The 16,566-nt window shown below is 58.7% G+C and carries 12 protein-coding genes and 2 pseudogenes; 10 read left to right on the top strand and 4 right to left on the bottom strand.

From position 1 onward, the window contains the following. Positions 1–168: 168 nt before the first annotated feature. The 3 genes and pseudogenes from ACQR35_RS06935 to ACQR35_RS06925 form a co-directional block, all read left to right on the top strand. Positions 169–858 (top strand): annotated as a pseudogene (locus tag ACQR35_RS06935) (trypsin-like serine peptidase); the annotation flags it as partial. Positions 859–882: 24 nt separating this feature from the next. Further along, on the top strand, positions 883–2,283 hold the full coding sequence (locus ACQR35_RS06930; RefSeq protein WP_430269621.1) for an IS3 family transposase: 1,401 nt from the start codon (positions 883–885) through the stop codon (positions 2,281–2,283). A gap of 19 nt (positions 2,284–2,302) precedes the next feature. Continuing rightward, positions 2,303–2,662 (top strand): annotated as a pseudogene (locus ACQR35_RS06925) (trypsin-like serine peptidase); the annotation flags it as partial. A 134-nt stretch (positions 2,663–2,796) separates the two neighbouring features. Here ACQR35_RS06925 and ACQR35_RS06920 read toward each other — a convergent pair. The 3 genes from ACQR35_RS06920 to ACQR35_RS06910 all read right to left on the bottom strand — a co-directional run bounded on the left by ACQR35_RS06920 (position 2,797) and on the right by ACQR35_RS06910 (position 6,576). Beyond that, the gene (locus ACQR35_RS06920) at positions 2,797–3,663 is read right to left on the bottom strand and encodes a MurR/RpiR family transcriptional regulator (protein ID WP_430266870.1); all 867 of its coding nucleotides are present in this window, start codon (positions 3,661–3,663) and stop codon (positions 2,797–2,799) included. Between the two features lie 67 nt (positions 3,664–3,730). After that, positions 3,731–5,209 carry a serine hydrolase domain-containing protein gene (locus ACQR35_RS06915; protein WP_430269620.1) on the bottom strand — a complete coding sequence of 493 codons (1,479 nt, stop codon included), beginning with the start codon at positions 5,207–5,209 and terminating at the stop codon, positions 3,731–3,733. Then, positions 5,206–6,576, bottom strand: a complete 1,371-nt coding sequence (locus ACQR35_RS06910; RefSeq protein ID WP_430269619.1) for a M20/M25/M40 family metallo-hydrolase — start codon at positions 6,574–6,576, stop codon at positions 5,206–5,208. The genes ACQR35_RS06915 and ACQR35_RS06910 overlap by 4 nt, the downstream gene beginning before the upstream one ends. A 215-nt stretch (positions 6,577–6,791) precedes the next feature. Between ACQR35_RS06910 and ACQR35_RS06905 the strand changes: the two genes are divergently transcribed. Genes ACQR35_RS06905 through ACQR35_RS06875 form a run of 7 tightly spaced genes read left to right on the top strand, consistent with a single transcriptional unit; the run spans position 6,792 to position 15,224 of the window. Continuing rightward, complete coding sequence (locus tag ACQR35_RS06905; RefSeq protein WP_430269618.1) at positions 6,792–8,672, top strand: ABC transporter substrate-binding protein; 1,881 nt, start codon at positions 6,792–6,794, stop codon at positions 8,670–8,672. A gap of 2 nt (positions 8,673–8,674) precedes the next feature. Further along, complete coding sequence (locus ACQR35_RS06900; RefSeq protein WP_430266866.1) at positions 8,675–9,751, top strand: ABC transporter permease; 1,077 nt, start codon at positions 8,675–8,677, stop codon at positions 9,749–9,751. Beyond that, on the top strand, positions 9,748–10,650 hold the full coding sequence (locus tag ACQR35_RS06895) for an ABC transporter permease (protein WP_430266865.1): 903 nt from the start codon (positions 9,748–9,750) through the stop codon (positions 10,648–10,650). The genes ACQR35_RS06900 and ACQR35_RS06895 overlap by 4 nt, the downstream gene beginning before the upstream one ends. Then, positions 10,650–12,353 carry a dipeptide ABC transporter ATP-binding protein gene (locus ACQR35_RS06890; RefSeq protein WP_430269617.1) on the top strand — a complete coding sequence of 568 codons (1,704 nt, stop codon included), beginning with the start codon at positions 10,650–10,652 and terminating at the stop codon, positions 12,351–12,353. Before ACQR35_RS06895 ends, ACQR35_RS06890 begins: the two co-directional genes overlap by 1 nt. Further along, positions 12,350–13,285, top strand: a complete 936-nt coding sequence (locus ACQR35_RS06885) for a S66 peptidase family protein (RefSeq protein WP_430269616.1) — start codon at positions 12,350–12,352, stop codon at positions 13,283–13,285. Before ACQR35_RS06890 ends, ACQR35_RS06885 begins: the two co-directional genes overlap by 4 nt. After that, positions 13,285–14,400, top strand: a complete 1,116-nt coding sequence (locus tag ACQR35_RS06880; RefSeq protein ID WP_430266862.1) for a serine hydrolase domain-containing protein — start codon at positions 13,285–13,287, stop codon at positions 14,398–14,400. Before ACQR35_RS06885 ends, ACQR35_RS06880 begins: the two co-directional genes overlap by 1 nt. 8 nt (positions 14,401–14,408) lie before the next feature. Further along, positions 14,409–15,224 (top strand): serine hydrolase, encoded by an 816-nt coding sequence (locus ACQR35_RS06875; protein WP_430266861.1) that lies wholly within the window; start codon positions 14,409–14,411, stop codon positions 15,222–15,224. A 26-nt stretch (positions 15,225–15,250) separates the two neighbouring features. Here ACQR35_RS06875 and ACQR35_RS06870 read toward each other — a convergent pair whose 3' ends face one another. Next, positions 15,251–16,465: an enolase C-terminal domain-like protein gene (locus tag ACQR35_RS06870; RefSeq protein ID WP_430269615.1), complete on the bottom strand. Its 1,215-nt coding sequence runs from the start codon at positions 16,463–16,465 to the stop codon at positions 15,251–15,253. Positions 16,466–16,566 lie beyond the last annotated feature (101 nt).

Here is a 16,566-nt window from a genome sequence, read left to right as displayed (position 1 = left end):
AGCAGTGGCAGGGGTGCGGCGAGCCGGGCTGTGGAGTGAGTTTCGCCGTCGGTGTTGCAAATTTTGACAACTCTATTTACAAGCTTGTCAAAGCACGGTAATTTTCAGTTATCGCTTGCGGCCGAACCACCCCAGCGCGGCCGCCCACCCAGAAAAGGTAGACAAACGATGAATCGAAGCAAACCCCTAGCCATCAGCCTTCTAGGACTTTCCGCGGCCGCCCTGTTTGCTGTTACCTCAGCCGGAGCAGCCACAGCATCACCCACAACACCGAACAACGGAGCCAGCCAGGTATCCAGTCACCAGACTGGTGCCACCGATGCCGCTGCCTATTGGACCGGGGATCGCATGAAGTCAGCTATGTCCGGCGACGTCATCGCAGCAAAGGCTCTTCAACGCGACAATCGTAGTGCAGCCGAGGACGTGGTCAAGGGAGCTCCCACCTCGGTACCGGGCACCGTTGTTCCCGGCGCGATCCCAGGTACCCTTCTGGACAAATCTGCGGACACAACAGCTTCAGCCACTGCCAAAAAGCCCGTTCTGCAAGCCGCCAGTGAAACCCCAGTCAAAACGATTGGGAAGGTATTTTTCACTCTCGCGGGCTCTAACTATGTTTGCTCCGGAAACTCCGTGTCGTCGTCGAACCGTAGCGTTGTTTCTACCGCAGGTCACTGCGTGAATGAAGGCCCCGGCGCCTTTGCTACCAACTGGGTTTTTGTTCCGGCCTATAACAACGGATCCGCCCCGTACGGCAAGTGGACGGCAAAAGCGCTCTACACACCTAGCCAGTGGAGCGGCTCTGGCAACATGCAGTACGACACCGGATTTGCCGTGATGAACACCCTTAAGGGGATGCGGACGGAATCTTGGAAGGTTTAGTCCATGAATGTCGCCTATACCCCTGAACAACGTCGCCATGCCCTGCGAACGTATAGCCGTATCCGTTCCGTATCCAAGACCGTCCGGTTGCTCGGCTACCCAGGTCGGTGGACCTTACATTCGTGGATCAAAGCCGGGAAATCTGGTGCTCGTAAGCCCCGGAAACAGGCCAAAGTACTGCGTAGCTATGCGGTGGAGTTCAAACTATCGGCAGTGCGCATGCTCAGCGAGGGCCGGCCGGTCAAGGACATCGCGGACACTCTTGGCATGGTCACTGGTGCGGTCGTTTATAGTTGGGCGCAAACCTACCGTGAGCGTGGCGAATGGGGTCTGATGAGCAAGAAGGAACGCAGAACTCAACGTGAGTTTCCGACGCAGGCTTCCCTAGAAGCGTCGTTGCCAGATGATGCCGGGCAGTTGAAAGCTCTGGCCGCCAAATTGATGGTGGAGAAGGCGGTGATGCAGCATGAGCTGGACTTGATAAAAAAAGACGTGAGCGTGACGCCCGGTCGACTGAGCAACCTGATAAAGGCTGAGATCGCCGACGCGCTGCGCAACAAACTCCCACTCCGCATGATCCTGAATGTTCTGAAGCTGAGTGCTTCAAGTTTCTACTACCAGAGGCACGTCGCAGCCCGGCCTGACAAGCATGCCGCCTTACGTGAGGCGATCCACGCACACGCTACAGAATCGCACTACACCTACGGTTATCGAAGGATCTGGTGGGCACTGCGTCACGATGGCGTCAAGGTCAGCGAGAAAGTGGTGCGCACGATCATCCGCGAGGACAAGATCCCGGTGCGTTACGCGAGGCGTAAACGGCGGTACTCCAGCTATCAAGGGGAAACATCCGCGGCACCGCCGAACTTGGTCAAGCGTAACTTTCACGCACCGTTACCCAGTCAGCTCTGGCTCACTGACATCACCGAGTTCTCGAGCGGTTCCGGGAAGGTATACCTCTCCGCGATCATCGATTGCTTTGACGGGCTCGTTGTTGGCTACAAAACGGGCCGCCATCCAACGCTGGAGATCGCTGACGAATCGTTGCAGCAAGCCTTCGCTGAGCACTACCAGTCACACGACGGCAATCTGATCATCCATTCGGACCGGGGCACGCACTACCGAAGCTCAAGCTGGATCACAGCGACCCGCGATGCAAAGGCACGACGATCAATGTCTAAGAAAGGATGCTCACCAGATAACTCGGCCTGCGAGGGATTCTTCGGCCGGATGAAAAACGAAATGTACTACCACCGGACCTGGAACCGAGCGGACGAACTCGAACGAGCCATCAACGACTACATAGACTTCTACAACAACCAGCGCATCAAGACCAGCCTAGGCGGCATCAGCATCAATAAACACCGGAAACGCCTAGCAGCCAGTGAACCCCGAACTGTCTAAAAAACAGTCCGCATCCCCTAACGGCAAAAAATTGGCTGACGTTGTTGGCTCTTCAGGGATCCAGTTCAACCAGGCTCGCGGTTTGACCTACAAGTCCTTTGGCTACCCTGCCGCGTCCCCGTTCAACGGCGAAACTCTCAAATCCTGTACCGGAACGGCCACTAACGACACCATCAACCCACAGTTCAACTCTCAGGGAATCCCGTGCAACATGACCGGCGGGTCCTCAGGCGGACCGTGGTTCATTGGAACTAGCTCAACCGGGTACCAGAACTCAATCAACAGCTACGGCTATGGCACTAACTCGACCAAGATGTTTGGCCCGTACTGGGGATCTGTCATTCAGTCCACCTACTCAAGCGCCTCGGCAGCTGCCTAAGCACTGAGTTTTACTGCAGCCACCTTCGCTGCAGTCCCCTCAACCGCAGCTCTCGCGTTGACGGGGTACACGTCGAGTGGGTAGATAACGTCGCTTTGAGTTGGTTCAAAGGGACGTTATCTACCCATTCGGCGTTAAGTGGTGCGGACGCTCCGGTTGAGCACAGCTTCCCGAGTGGTTTCCAGTGCTTCAAGCGTTGACGGATAGCTCAGCCTCGCCACACTGACAAAAAGGCAGTCCACCACTGATAGTTGGGCGATGCGAGAAACCATGGCACCGGCTCTGAAGGAGGTCTCCCGGACAATCGTGAACATGCTGAGCTCGGCTGCTTGAACGATTGGCGATGACGGCACATTACTCACAGCAACGGTTACGGCCCCTGCCGCCTTTGCGCGCCGAATAAATTCCAGCGTCTCCCGGGTCCGCCCACTATGCGAAAAAGCAATCGCCACATCCCCTTCCCCCATCAGGGACGCTCCCATCAGGGCATCATGCAGGTCGCGGAACGAGGTAGCTTGGCGGCGGATCCGGAAAAGTTTGTACCGCAGATCGTCCGCGACGATCGCCCCCGCACCCACCCCGTAGATCAGGATGTGTTGCGCGGTATGGATTTTCTCCGCCACGGCACCCAACACCGCAAGGTCAAGACCGTTCAAGGTCTCCTGAATGCCCATCGTTTCCGTATAGCGAACCTTGGCCACCACATCGGCAAGAGAATCCTCTGGCCGGATGTCTTCACCAAACTTCTTTCCAACCGGCTCTGTGGTGTACTCACGGCCAATTTCGGTAGCTAGGGCAAGCCGCAGCTGGACGTATCCGCTGAATCCAATAGCACGGCAAAATCTGACCACTGACGGTTCAGAAGTGTTGCACAGGGTAGCCAGTTCGGAAATGGTCAGCCCAACAACGTGGTCCGGATCGGCAATGATCGCCTCGGCAACGCGCTTGGCTGCAGGTGCCAGCGTGGGCAAAAGAGAATGAATAGTGGACTGGATACTCACACACGACTCCGCTTGATGAAGGGTAGGCCCTTGCTCACGAGCTCCGAAAGTCTAGGGTTCACGGATTCTATGGCCTTACAGGTTCCGCTGCATCACGCGCAGCGAAGATATTGGCTGTGAATTTTAGCGTCTGAACCTTTGGCGCGGCCTCCGGCGTCAGTAGGAGTTCACAGCGAAGTGTCCCCGCAGAACCCGTGAGTAGCCACTCATGCCTGGCGGCTGTCACGCTTCGCCCGCGATCTACAGCTCCCCAATCGAGCGTTCCCACCATGGCCAGCGCAGACTGAAGTTGGTCCCGCCGGCTGACTATTGCCTCATCAAGTTCCACATTTGCAGCGAAGATTGAGCGGGCCAGCGGATCGTCCCACTCGCGAATAAGACGTTCGACGACGGCGCGCGCCGCCAGTGTTTCCGGCCACGGACCGCTGCTTGGCAGTGCAGGCTGCACGGCGCTGGGAAACGCGGCAATTTCGCGAGAAGAAGCCATGGCCGCCGCGCTGGCAGAGTTATCGCTCTGCCCGTCGAGTTCCGCGCCGAGCACTTCACGCACCAGTACACCCACGTTGGCGTAGGTGGCATTTTCAAAGCCCACAACGGCGTATCCGCTAGCCGGATGCCACGTCATATGCGAGCTAAAACCTGGATACCCACCTGAATGTCCAACGATTAATCCCCGCTCAGGATCATTCAAGATCCGCAGCCCAAGTCCATATCCGCCGGCACTGCTGCCAGCCATCGCCGTAGCTGGGCTTTCAGGATCAACCAGAACGTGAAGACGCTGCATTTCGCGGCGACTGGCCCTACTCAGCGGGGACGCAGGCTCTTCAGGGCCATCGTTAAACGCGTCAGCAAGCCACGTTGCCCAACGCCCAAGATCGTTGACGGTACTAAACAAACCACCGATTGCAGAGAACGCTCCAGGTCCCGTAAAGGGCTGCAGCTCCCAAGAATCGCCGCGCCGCGAGTAGCCCTTAGCGACCCCCCCGTTCGCTGGAACGCGTGAATCGAACCCGGTACTCAGGAGCCCCAACGGTTCGAGGAGCTCCTTGCGCACCACCTCGATGTACGCCGTTCCGGTGACTTTTGCAATGACAGCACCGAGCATGGCGTAGCCCAGATTTGAGTATTCGTACCCCGTCCCAGGTTTTCGAACGAGGCGAATCCCCGCAGCAAGCAATTCCTCAAAAGCAGCGTCCGGCATGGCTTCTTGCCGGTCCGCCCACGGATCGTCTGTGGGCATACCACCGGACATACTCAGAAGCATCCGCAGCGTGAGCGGCCCGTAGGGGATGTCAGCTGAGGGAGCCAGCAAACGTAAATGTGGCAGGTAGGTGACCACTTCGTCGTCGAGCTCTAAGAGCCCACGATCACGGAGGATCAAAATAGCGGCGGCCGTGAACGACTTGGTGCACGAGGCGATACGGAACGCTGTGTCTGCCTGCGGTGGGGTTCCGGCGTCGTCGATTTTTCCTTCTAAAACGGTTCGCTGGAGCCGGTTCCCGTTGAAAACACCGACGGCGAGCGCCGGTGCCATTCGGCGCCTCATACGTTTTCCAGGAAGTCTCGCAAAATGCGCTGGCCACTGCGGAGACTGGCTACTGGCACTCGTTCGTCAATGCCGTGCACGCCGTCCACGGTGCGGCCCTCCGGATCGGCGCCCAAGGGCGCGAAGCCGAAGCAAGAAATTCCCAACGGGGCAAACGCCTTGGCGTCCGTGCCGCCTCCCATGCAGTAGGGAACTACGACGGCGTCCGGGTCGTGCCGAGTGAGTGCCGTGCTCATCGAATCGAACCAGTGGGAGCCTGCGTCGGATTGGGTAGGCGGCTGGTGCGAGAGAAACTCTCGCGTAATTCCTGGCCCAAGAAGTGAGTCGATGACCGCCATGGTGGACTCTTCGGTCCCCGGTAGGCAACGAATGTCGATGTCCGCCTCAGCGGTGCCCGGGATGACATTCACTTTGTATCCGGCACGCAGCACCGTGGGCGTAGATGAGCAGCGAATAGTCACTGCCGCCACTGTTCCGGCGGCCCCCATGGTTTCGATGGCCAGTTGGACGCCTTCTTCGGTTTCTAGATCTGCGCGGTGGCCCAGCGCTGCAGTGGTCTGCTCGATGTAGGACTTAACGGCGGGTGTGAGGGTTAGTGGCCATTGGTGTTGGCCCACACGCTCGAGGGCCGAGATAAGAATTTTTACTGCATTCACGGGCACGGGGCGGGAGCCATGGCCCGAGGTGCCCTGTGCACGGACCCTGATGTGCAATGTTCCGCGTTCTGCTACAGCCACCGGATAGAGCCGGACGGGAGAACCGTCGACGGCGGTCAGCAGCGTTGCATGTCCGCCAGACTCCCCAATAGCTGCTTCGACGCCGGTAAATAGCTCAGGGTGTTCCGCTGCAAGCCAGAGAGCACCGTAGTCACCCTTGTCCTCTTCATCAGCAACAAATGCCACCACAATGTCGCGTTGTGGGCGGATTCCCTGCTGCGCCCACTCAAGCAAGGTGGCAAGAGTCATCGCCACCATGTCCTTCATATCCGAGGCTCCACGTCCGTACACATAGCCGTCAGCAATCTCGCCTGAGAAGGGATCACGGCTCCATTGCTCCGGCTCGGCTGGCACCACGTCTAGGTGAGCGTGCACTAGTAAGCCCGGCAAGGTACGGTCTCTACCTTCGACGCGGAGCACCACCGAAGTGCGCTCAGGCGAGGGGCCTAGTAGTAGCGGCGCGTAGCCTGCACTTTGCAGCAAGGAAGCAATGTATTCGGCGCATTCCTTCTCCCCTGCACTTTTGCCTTCGCCATGGTTTGTGGTGTCGAAGCGGATGAGTTGCGAACATAATTCGGCCGGGTCAAAAGCGGACTCGGGGCTAGCCATTGAGTGGGAGTCCACCGGAGGTGTTGGCAGATTATTTGTCACGGTTGGGTCTCCTTGCATGGTTTTCTGAACACCTCGGTTATAGGGTGAGCGTAAGTGAATTGCATCACGTTTTCCAAACCCGTAATTCATTTACATGCCCGTCACATCCACGACACATCTCTTGGATACTTTGAACCCGTCCCCCACATTCAGCGGGAATCGGCACTTCGGGGGACGTGGCACTACACCGATCACCACACAATGAGGGGAACGCGATGACACCCATACGAACCGCGGCTGCACCAGACCAAGCACCGCACAGCGCAAAAACACCCGGCACATCCAGACTTCGGCGAAGTATCCCGGCCGTTCTAGCAGCAGCCGTCATCGCACTGGCTCCCGCAGCGGGTACCCTCCCTGCGGCAACTGCCGCAAGTTCCGAAGCCAGCGGAACCACACTCAAACTCGCCCTCACTGGCGACATCGACTCGCTCAACCCCTTCAAAGCCATCTTGGCTAGCAGCACCAACATCCTTGCCTTGCAGTACCAGTCCTTGGTGGCCTACGGGCCAAAGAACAACGAGGACATTCCCAGCATGGCTGACAAGTGGGAGACCTCCCCGGACGGTAAGGTGTGGACATTCCACCTGCCCAAGGACCGCAAGTGGTCCGATGGTGAGCCGATTACGGCCAAAGACGGCGCATGGACATTCAAAGCCATCCAGACAAATGACGAGCTCAAGCAGGCCAACGGCTCGCTGCTGTCATCGGTACAGAGTGTAGAAGCCAAAGACGACGAGACCCTAGTTATCACTCTCAACGCCCCGCAAGCACCGAACCCCGGAACGCAGCTTCCGATCATGCCAGAACACGTTTGGTCCAAGGTTGGGGATCCCGCCAAATACACCAATGACAAGGACACGGTTGGATCCGGGCCCTTTATTGTCACCAGTTATGACAAAACGGCTGGTGTCAGCCTGAAATCCAACCCGTACTACTGGGAGGGCAAGGCCAAGATTGACGGCATCACTTACGCCCCGTACAAAAACACTGACGCTGCAGTGCAGGCACTCAAGACCGGTGAAGTTGATCTAATCAGCGGCCTCACTCCCGCCCAGTACAAGGCCCTCCAGAATCAGCCGGGGATCACCACCAACGCCGGCACTGGCCGCCGCTACCAAGCAATTGGCATCAACCCTGGAACCACAACGCCTGAAAACAAGCTGATCGGGGACGGCAACCCGGCCTTGCAGGACGTTCAACTACGCCGGGCAATTGTTATGGCGATTGATAACAAGACGCTTCTTGAGAAGGTTCTTCAGGGTCTAGGACAAGAAGCCACTGGTGAGGTTCCTCTCGCATACCCGCAGTACAACTGGGATACCAAGGACCTGCCGTTGAAGTACAACCCGAAGGCGGCCAACGAGCTGCTGGACAAGGCGGGTTACACCAAGGGTGCCGACGGGATCCGCTTGGACAAGACCGGAAAGCCACTCAAGCTCCGCCTTGCCGGCCGCAACAGCGAACCAACACACCAGCAGATGGCTGATTACGTCAAGCCGTGGTTGAAGGAAATCGGCATCGACGTCACCACAGTAATGAAGTCTTCAGCCCAGCTGAACGATGACTCAGTTGTTGGTAACTTTGACCTCTACTTCACCGGTTGGGGAATGGGCCCGGACCCGGACTTCCAGCTGTCCATCAACACTTGTGCTTCACGTCCTAATGCCGATGGCACAGGCGCAACCTCGGAAAACAACTACTGCTCGCCAGAATTCGATGCGATCTTCAAGCAACAGCACGAGGAACTCGATCAGGCCAAACGCAGCGCCTTGGTCAAGAAAGCTCAGGAACTGATCTACAACGCAGCGGTTAATAACGTGATGTACTACGCCAACACGCTCGAAGCGTACCGATCTGACAAGTTTGAACCGTTCGTCACGCAGCCTGAAGAAGGTGGCGTTATCACCGGCCAGAACGGCCCGTGGGGCTACTACAGTGCCACACCAGTGAGCAGCAAGTCCGGCACCGAGCAGTCTGATGGTGGCTTCAACCCAGCCGCTGTCATTGTGCCCGCTGTCATTGTGGTGGTGTTGGCTGCTGGCGGATTTGTTCTCTACCGCCGCCGTAACGCAACGGCAGGAGACCGCGAATAACAATGGAACCTACGCTCAGTGAACCCGTCCTCGCAGGGACCACATCTGCACCAAATTCTGCCGCAGAAGGCGGGCCAATCAAGGACATCGACGAACCTCGGCGCGGGGGCAGCTGGCCGCGTTATATCGGCGCAAAAGCCGGCGGCGCCGCCGTTTCCTTGGTGATGGTGGTTGTCCTTGGCTTCTTCGCCTTCCGTATCCTGCCCGGTGATCCTGTGCGCTCATTGGCGGACGGGCGGCAGGTGACACCGGAACAGATGGACATCTTGCGGCGGCAATACGGCCTAGACCAGCCTCTCCCGGCCCAGTTTTGGCGGTATTTGACGGACCTCTTTCAGGGCAAACTGGGCGATTCCTACACCTACAACCGGCCGGTCATGGAACTTATCCTGGATCGGATCGGCCCTACCTTGCTACTCACCGGCACCGCTGCCGCGCTGTCCGTTGTTCTGGGCCTCTGGCTCGGACAACGGGCCGCGTGGCGGCGCGGTAGCAACTTCGACAAAACTCATACCGGTTTGGCGCTGATCTTTTGGTCTGTCCCCACCTTTTGGTTGGGCCTATTGATGCTTTTGGTCTTTGCTGGAGGTTTGCGCTGGTTCCCCACCGGTGGAATGGTGACCGCTGGCGTTCAAGCCACAGGCTTCAACTACCTCTGGGATGTGGCACGCCACATGGTGCTACCGGTGTTGACCATGGTCGCCGTCGTCTACGCCCAGTACTTGATGGTCATGCGGGCATCCCTCCTTGAAGAAATGACCTCAGACTATTTGGTCACGGCGCGAGCCAAAGGCCTGCGAGAGGACGACGTACGCATTAAGCACGCTGTGCCCAATGCGCTTTTGCCCACCGTGACACTCATCTTTCTGACCCTGGGCGGTTTGGTAGGCGGGGCTGTGACGGTGGAGACCGTCTTCTCCTGGCCGGGCCTGGGTTACCTCACTTTCCAGGCGCTATCTGCCCCTGACTTCCCGCTTCTTCAGGGAACCTTTGTTGTCTTCTCTTCGATTGTGATCTTTATGAATTTCTTCGCCGACATCGTCTACCGACTCCTTGACCCGCGGCTGCGTGCATCATGAGCACACTGACCACTGGCCAACGCAACGTGGCCAACGCCCGGCGGATTCAACGGCTTCGTGAGGTCTGGGCGGAGTTTGCCTCAAACCGAGCCGGGCTCATCGGACTGATCTTATTGGGCCTCGTTATTCTTCTAGCGCTACTAGCCCCCGTGCTAGCACCCGAAGAGACCCTCGATGTCACACGCATCACCGCAGCTCAAAATGAACCACCAACATGGGCGAACCCTTTGGGCACGGACCCCTCGGGCCGGTCTATTTTGGCGATGCTGGTTTGGGGCGCCCGGATCTCTCTCTTGGTTGGTTTTGCTGCCACTGGTGTGTCCATGTTGATTGGCACAGTGGTGGGTATGGCTGCAGGCCACTTCACCGGAGTCACCCAAGGGGTGTTGATGCGAATCATCGACTTCTTCTTGGTTGTGCCAAGCCTGGTCTTGGCGATTGTGCTCTCCTCAGTGATTGGCCCCGGCGTTGCCACCATTGTGATTGCCATCGGGATCACCTCGTGGGCCGGAACAGCCCGCCTGGTACGTTCCCAAACGCTCAGCGTGGAATCCCGCGCCTACATTGAACGCAGCTGGGCCTTGGGAGCTTCGGACGCCCACATCATTGGCAAGCACGTCCTCCCGGCCGTGATGCCACTTGTCCTCGCCAACACCACCCTGACAGTAGGTTCGGCCATCATCGCCGAATCCACCCTGTCCTTCCTTGGTATGGGCGACCCCGGACAGATCTCTTGGGGGTCCATGCTCAAATCCGCGTTGGATACCGGCGCGGCAACCGGAGGCTATTGGTGGTTTGTCCTTACCCCCGGTATTGCAATCGTTGTTGTGGTGCTGTGCTTCACTTTGGTGGGGCGCGCCTTCGAGTCAGTTATTAACCCGACCCTGAGAGGCCGCTAATGCCGCGTCTTGAATTCAAGGACCTCCGGGTCACCTACTCCACTCAAGGAGAAGAAGGCCGCCGCTCGCTGACAGCGGTCGACGGCGTCAGCCTCGTCGTCGAACCCGGCTCAACGTTGGGTCTTGCTGGCGAGTCTGGCTGCGGAAAGTCCACACTGGCCATGTCAGTGCTCCGTTTGCTGCCTGCTAATGCCAAGGTTGAAGGCAGCATCTTGCTGGGTGAAGACAATGTGCCTGACCTCAGTTGGGGCCGTCTGCGCGCCGTGCGTTGGACTGAAGCAGCAATCGTTTTCCAGGGTGCCATGCACTCACTCAACCCGGTTCGCAAGGTCCGTGACCAAATCGCCGAGGCACTGCGTGTCCACGCAAAAGTGCTTCCGTACAAGGACGATGCTGCACGAAATGCACGTGTTGCCGAACTCTTGGAGCTGGTGGACCTCTCCCCGGCCAAGGGCGCTTCCTACCCTCATGAACTCTCCGGCGGGCAGAAGCAGCGCGTGATGATCGCGATGGCTTTGGCTTGCGATCCTGAGCTCATCATCGCTGATGAACCAACCACTGCATTGGACGTGATTGTTCAGGCACAAGTGCTGAACGTGCTGACTGCACTGGTGGCCTCACGCGGGCTCTCGCTCATTATGATCAGCCACGACCTCTCGGTTCTTGCTGCCACTTGTGAGCGGATTGTGGTGATGCAGCAAGGAAAAATTGTGGAGGATGGTCCTTCTGCTGACGTTATGCGTAACCCGCAGCACCCACACACCCAGGCCCTCGCCGCGGCGTTTCCATTGATCGGGGATCCTGCCTCTCGACTCCGTTTGCCCGGCTACACTGCGCCTGACGCACCCTCAGCAAACGCAGGGGAAAAGGCCGGCGCCTTTACTGCCCCCGACCCGGAAGATGTTGTGTTGGAGGCGCGAAACTTGTCCGTGACGTTCGCCGGACGCGGCGGCACGGTCAAGGCTGTGGACTCCGTGAATCTGAGCTGCGGCCGGGGTGAAATTGTTGCGCTTGTGGGTCAATCCGGGTCCGGTAAAACCACACTGGCTCGTACCATGCTTGCCTTGCAACGTCCCACCTCCGGGGACGTGTTGTTCGAAGGCAAACCGCTTTCTCACCATCGCAAAGCGCTCAAGGATTACCGGCGGAGCGTCCAGTTTGTGCTGCAAGATCCGTCGGCGGCACTAAACCCTAAGCACTCTGTCTACGAAGCCGTGGCCGAGGGGCCTCGACTGCACAAGTTGCCAGGGAACGAACGGGAAATCGTTACAGCGGCACTGCAAAAAGCCGAGTTGAACCCGCCTGAACGTTACCTAACGGCCATTCCTCAAGAACTTTCAGGAGGGCAGCGGCAGCGAGTGGTGATTGCTGGCGCTCTTGCCTTGGAACCGGAATTCCTGGTTGCCGATGAGCCGGTGGCTAGCCTGGATGCCTCCGTACGTGCCGAAATTCTTGCCCTGCTCTTGCGTTTGCGCTGTGAACTCGGCTTGGGTGCCCTGGTCATAACTCATGACCTCGGCTTGGCGTGGAACATCGCTGATCGAGTGGTGGTGATGTTTGAAGGTCAGATTGTTGAAGAAGGCAAGGTGGAAGACGTTTTGCTGAACCCTCAACACGAATACACCCGCAAATTGCTCAGCGTGGTGCCAACCAACAATGTGCTGGCCGATGACTCCAGCGTGGCCATCGGTTCGGACGCATGATGGAGCATCCGAAAACAACTGACATCTTGGCTCCGCTGCAGCTAGGTGACCGGGTGGGGCTGGTGGCAACTTCGGGGCCGCCAGTACCGGCGATGATTGAACGCTCGGTGGCACTTTTGGAATCGTGGGGGCTAGTTCCAGTACTTGGCGATCACCTTCGGGCTGCACATCCCCGCGCGTTGTATCTTGCCGGAACCGACGAGCAGCGGGCCGCTGACCTGCAGAACGCGTGGTGCGATCCAAGCCTCGCCGCAGTTTTTGTGATCCGAGGCGGCTACGGGTCAGTGCGGCTTTTGGACTTGCTCGACGTCGATCAGCTCCGTGCCGCCGAGCCGAAGCCGCTCTTTGGCTCCTCTGATATCACAGGGATTCACGAATTTTGGGGTGAAAAGTTGGGTTTGCCCTCGTGGTTTACCCCCATGCTGGCCACTGCTGCCTTGCTCGATGATGCTGTAGCAACTACAAGGCTCAAAGCGGCCGTATTTGCTCCCTTCCCTGGCCGGAGTTACACAGCGGCAACCGCCCAAACTCTCGTCAGCGGCACTGCCCACGGAATCCTTACCGGCGGAAATCTGAGCCTTCTGGTGATGACCTTGGGGGGCCGTGGGCGGGTGCTGCCGAACAATACCGGCCGAATCGCCTTACTCGAGGATGTCACCGAACCCACCTACAAGATTGATGGGATGCTGACCTCACTACTCCGGGCCGGCTGGTTCGAAGGATTGAGTGGCATCGCTTTGGGCTCATGGCAAGATTGCGGTGACCTTGAGGAAATCAAGAAGCTCTGTGTTGAACTACTCGGTCCGCTAGGCGTTCCCTTGGTGTGGGAACTGGGCTTTGGCCACGGACCTGCGGCACACAGTATTCCTCTGGGCGTTCCAGCCACCTTGCACGCGCCGGACGGAAGCCAGCCACGTTTGGTGTTGGAGTAGTGAGAGCCACTGGCCTCAGCCCGGGGCACGAGTCATTGCATACCGAGCTGAAGCGTCTGCTAAGCGCTGCTGTCCAAACCGGTGTCACGCCGTCGGCAGTTTGCGCAGTTGCTGTGGACGGTGAACGGCTGCCGGTGATCACCGTGGGCGACGCTGTGCGTTTTGGTAGCGACGGTACTGAACTTCCGGAGCAAGAGCGGATCCCGGCGAGCGCCGAAACGCTCTACGATTTGGCGTCTGTGACGAAGGTTTTCACCGCTGTCACGGCGCTGGCACTAGTGGACGACGGCGTGTGGGACCTTGATCAGACGGTTCCAGTGCCGCTGGGCAAATTTGGTGTGACATTGCGTCAGCTTCTGACCCACACCTCGGGGTTGCCTGGGACGTGGGACGGCTGGCGCGGGCCGCTGGCTACCGGAGCAGTCTTTGACCGTGAAGCGCTGCTGGCCGATCTGCTGGCTCTTGAACCGCTTCACCAGCCTGGCACCCACTTTGAATACTCGTGCGCGGGATTCAACACCATCATGGCTGCGGCCGAGCAGATCACGGGAAAACCTTGGCTTCAGCTCGTCAACGAGAAGGTGCTCTCCAAAGTGGATGCCAATGGTGGGCTGAGTTTCACACCAGATCCGCTGTGTAGCGCCGCGACTGAGTACCAGCCGGAACTCGGCCGGGGCATGATTCGTGGTGTTGTCCACGATGAAGCTGCCTGGTCTTTGGGCGGTGCGTGCGGAAACGCTGGCCTGTTCGGCACCGCTGGTGCGCTCTTGGGCTTCGCCGAATTCTTGCGCGCAGGCTTGCCTGGCATCTTGTCCCCCACACTGGCAACTGCCATGTGGACGGATCAGCTCCGGGACGTACTTGGTAAGTTTCTGCCCACCTCTGGAGCCGAATTCGGCCACGGTCTGGGGCTAAGAATTGGCCAAGCCGCGTGGATGGGATCCCCACATGCGCGCGGCCACAACGGCTTCACCGGTACCTCATTGTTGGTAGACCGCGATGCTCGAATGAGTGTTGTTTTGCTGAGCAATCGGGTGCATCCTCGGCGCGAGATTTCCGACTTCCAACCCGTTCGTTTGGCCGTCTCGGACACGGTCTACTCTCATCTCAGCTAGGAGCCACCATGCCCGTTCAGTCTGACTATAGCGACGGCGTGCCCACCATCGCGTATTGCCTCACAACAATGGATGGTGCTGTTTTATCCCAACGGGAAGCTGACCTTCCGTTCTACTCGGCAAGCACTATCAAGCTCGGCGTGATGGTGGCAGCAATCAGGGCTGTGGAACGTGGCGAGCTGGACTTGAACCAAGAAATTGCGGCGGCACACACTTTTCCCTCGGCCACCGGCACCGAAGACTTCACCTTTGAACCCGAAGAACGGGACATGGGGATGCCTTCGCCCGGAACGCTGATGCCGCTCTCTGAGGTACTTCGGCGCATGATCACTGTCTCCTCAAATGAGGCTACCAATCTGGTGGTGCAGCTGGTTGGGCTGCCCGCGGTCAACGACGCTTTGTCTGCCTGCGGGGCAGCCTCTTCGCGTATGGAGCGGATGATCGGCGACATCCCGGCACTGCGGGCTGGGTTGAGCCACCAAGTGACTGCACGTGATCTGACAGCCGTGATGCGCGCCATTGTGACAGGTGCCGTGGCTGGTCCAGAGCTGACGGAATTGATGACTCAGTGGCTGATGGCTCAAGAGTTCGGAGATCTTGGCGCGGAGCTGGATTCCGCAGGGGCCGAGGTGCGTTGGGGTAGCAAGTCCGGCTGGGTCACCGGCATTCAACACGATGTTGCTTTTGTTGCCCCACAAAACGGCTTCCTCAGCGACGGCTACGTTTTGGCAGTGTGTACCCGGGCCTACGAGGAAAAGGACGCCTTGCCCGCCATCCAAGCGCTTTCACGGATGGCTTGGGAACTGCATAGGGCAACACAGTAGCTGCCTAAATCCTAGGCGAGGGATTCTTAGCCGAGAGCCAGCCCGCTAATTCCCAGGCCGGGGGCTGTGGAACGCTGAATGTTCATACCCTGATATTCGATCCCTCCGCGCACAGGAGAGGCGGTGAGCCACAGCCCGCCGTCGAGGTCCTGCGCGGCAGAACGGCCGTCACTTGCAGAGCGGCCGTCACTTGCAGGCAACTGAGCGGCGAGTGCTACCGCTGCACCAATGCCCACATGGCTCTCCAGCATGCACCCAATAACCACATCTATGCCTTCGGCAGTGGCCCGTTCCAGAAGTCTCAATCCGTGCCGGAGCCCACCCGTTTTAGCCAACTTGATGTTCACCATGGGTGCGGCCTGGTAGCGCAGTAATTGCTCTAGGTCTTGGAGGTTCCAGAGACTTTCGTCCGCCAAAACCGGGGTCTCGACGGCGGCACTCACCTGCGCGAGGCCTGCCCAGTCCCCTGCCGGTACTGGTTGTTCTGCAAGCTCTATGTTCAAGCCTGCGTCTTCCAATGCCCGGATCACCCGGATGGCCTCCGAGGCGTTAAATGCTTGGTTTGCATCGATGCGCAACACGGTCTGGTCCCCGGCGGCCGCACGCACGGCTTGCATCGAGGCAAGGACGTCCATCCGCGCGTCGAGCTTTACCTTCAGGCAACGGAACCCGGCCGCCACATGTGCAGCTGCTTTAGTGGCGAGCTCCGCTGGCGGTGCGACGGAAAGCGTTATGTCAGTCTCGATCTTCACTTGGGGTACTTTGGCTAAGGCCTTGATACCGAATCCAGACTGAGCTTCGCCGCTAGCGATAATGCTGGCTAGATAAGTTGCCAGATCCACACCGTGCTGCTGGGCTGCTAGGTCGTGGAGGGCACAGTCCATAGCCATACGGGCAGCCGGTGGTTCCGTGCTTTGTTCCAACCGTGCCAGGGATTCGCTGAGTTCCCCGGGCAGCGCACCCCCCAACCCCGTACCAGAGTGGGCATTTGTGCCGTGCAATCCGCCATCTTGATGAAGAACTAGGGCGGCCAGCGGGCCTTCAATGCTGGCGACTGTTTGCTCAGTGGAGAGGCGTGTGACTTTACTGATCGGCGCCTCACCCCAGCCGCTGAACCCATCCGAATCGATGGCTTCGACTAGCACTGTCTCGAGCTCAGTGGCGCTGCGAACCGCGGTGGTGAAGTGTCCCACTAGCGGCACACGAACGCGGTGAACCCGCACTTCACGCAGCCTAGCCATGTGGCTCCTTTTTGCTCTCCCCTGCTCCCCTTCCGCCGAGTGGGTAGATAACGTCGTTATGAATCACTTCAAAGCGACGTTATCTACCCATTCGGCGGTGG

Origin of the sequence: Pseudarthrobacter sp. J1738 (assembly GCF_050490315.1) — a bacterium.
In the GTDB taxonomy this organism is placed as follows: Bacteria; Actinomycetota; Actinomycetes; order Actinomycetales; family Micrococcaceae; genus JBNPEO01.
The sequence above is the reverse complement of the archived record's forward strand: the minus strand, read 5'-3'. Positions and strand labels throughout refer to the sequence as shown.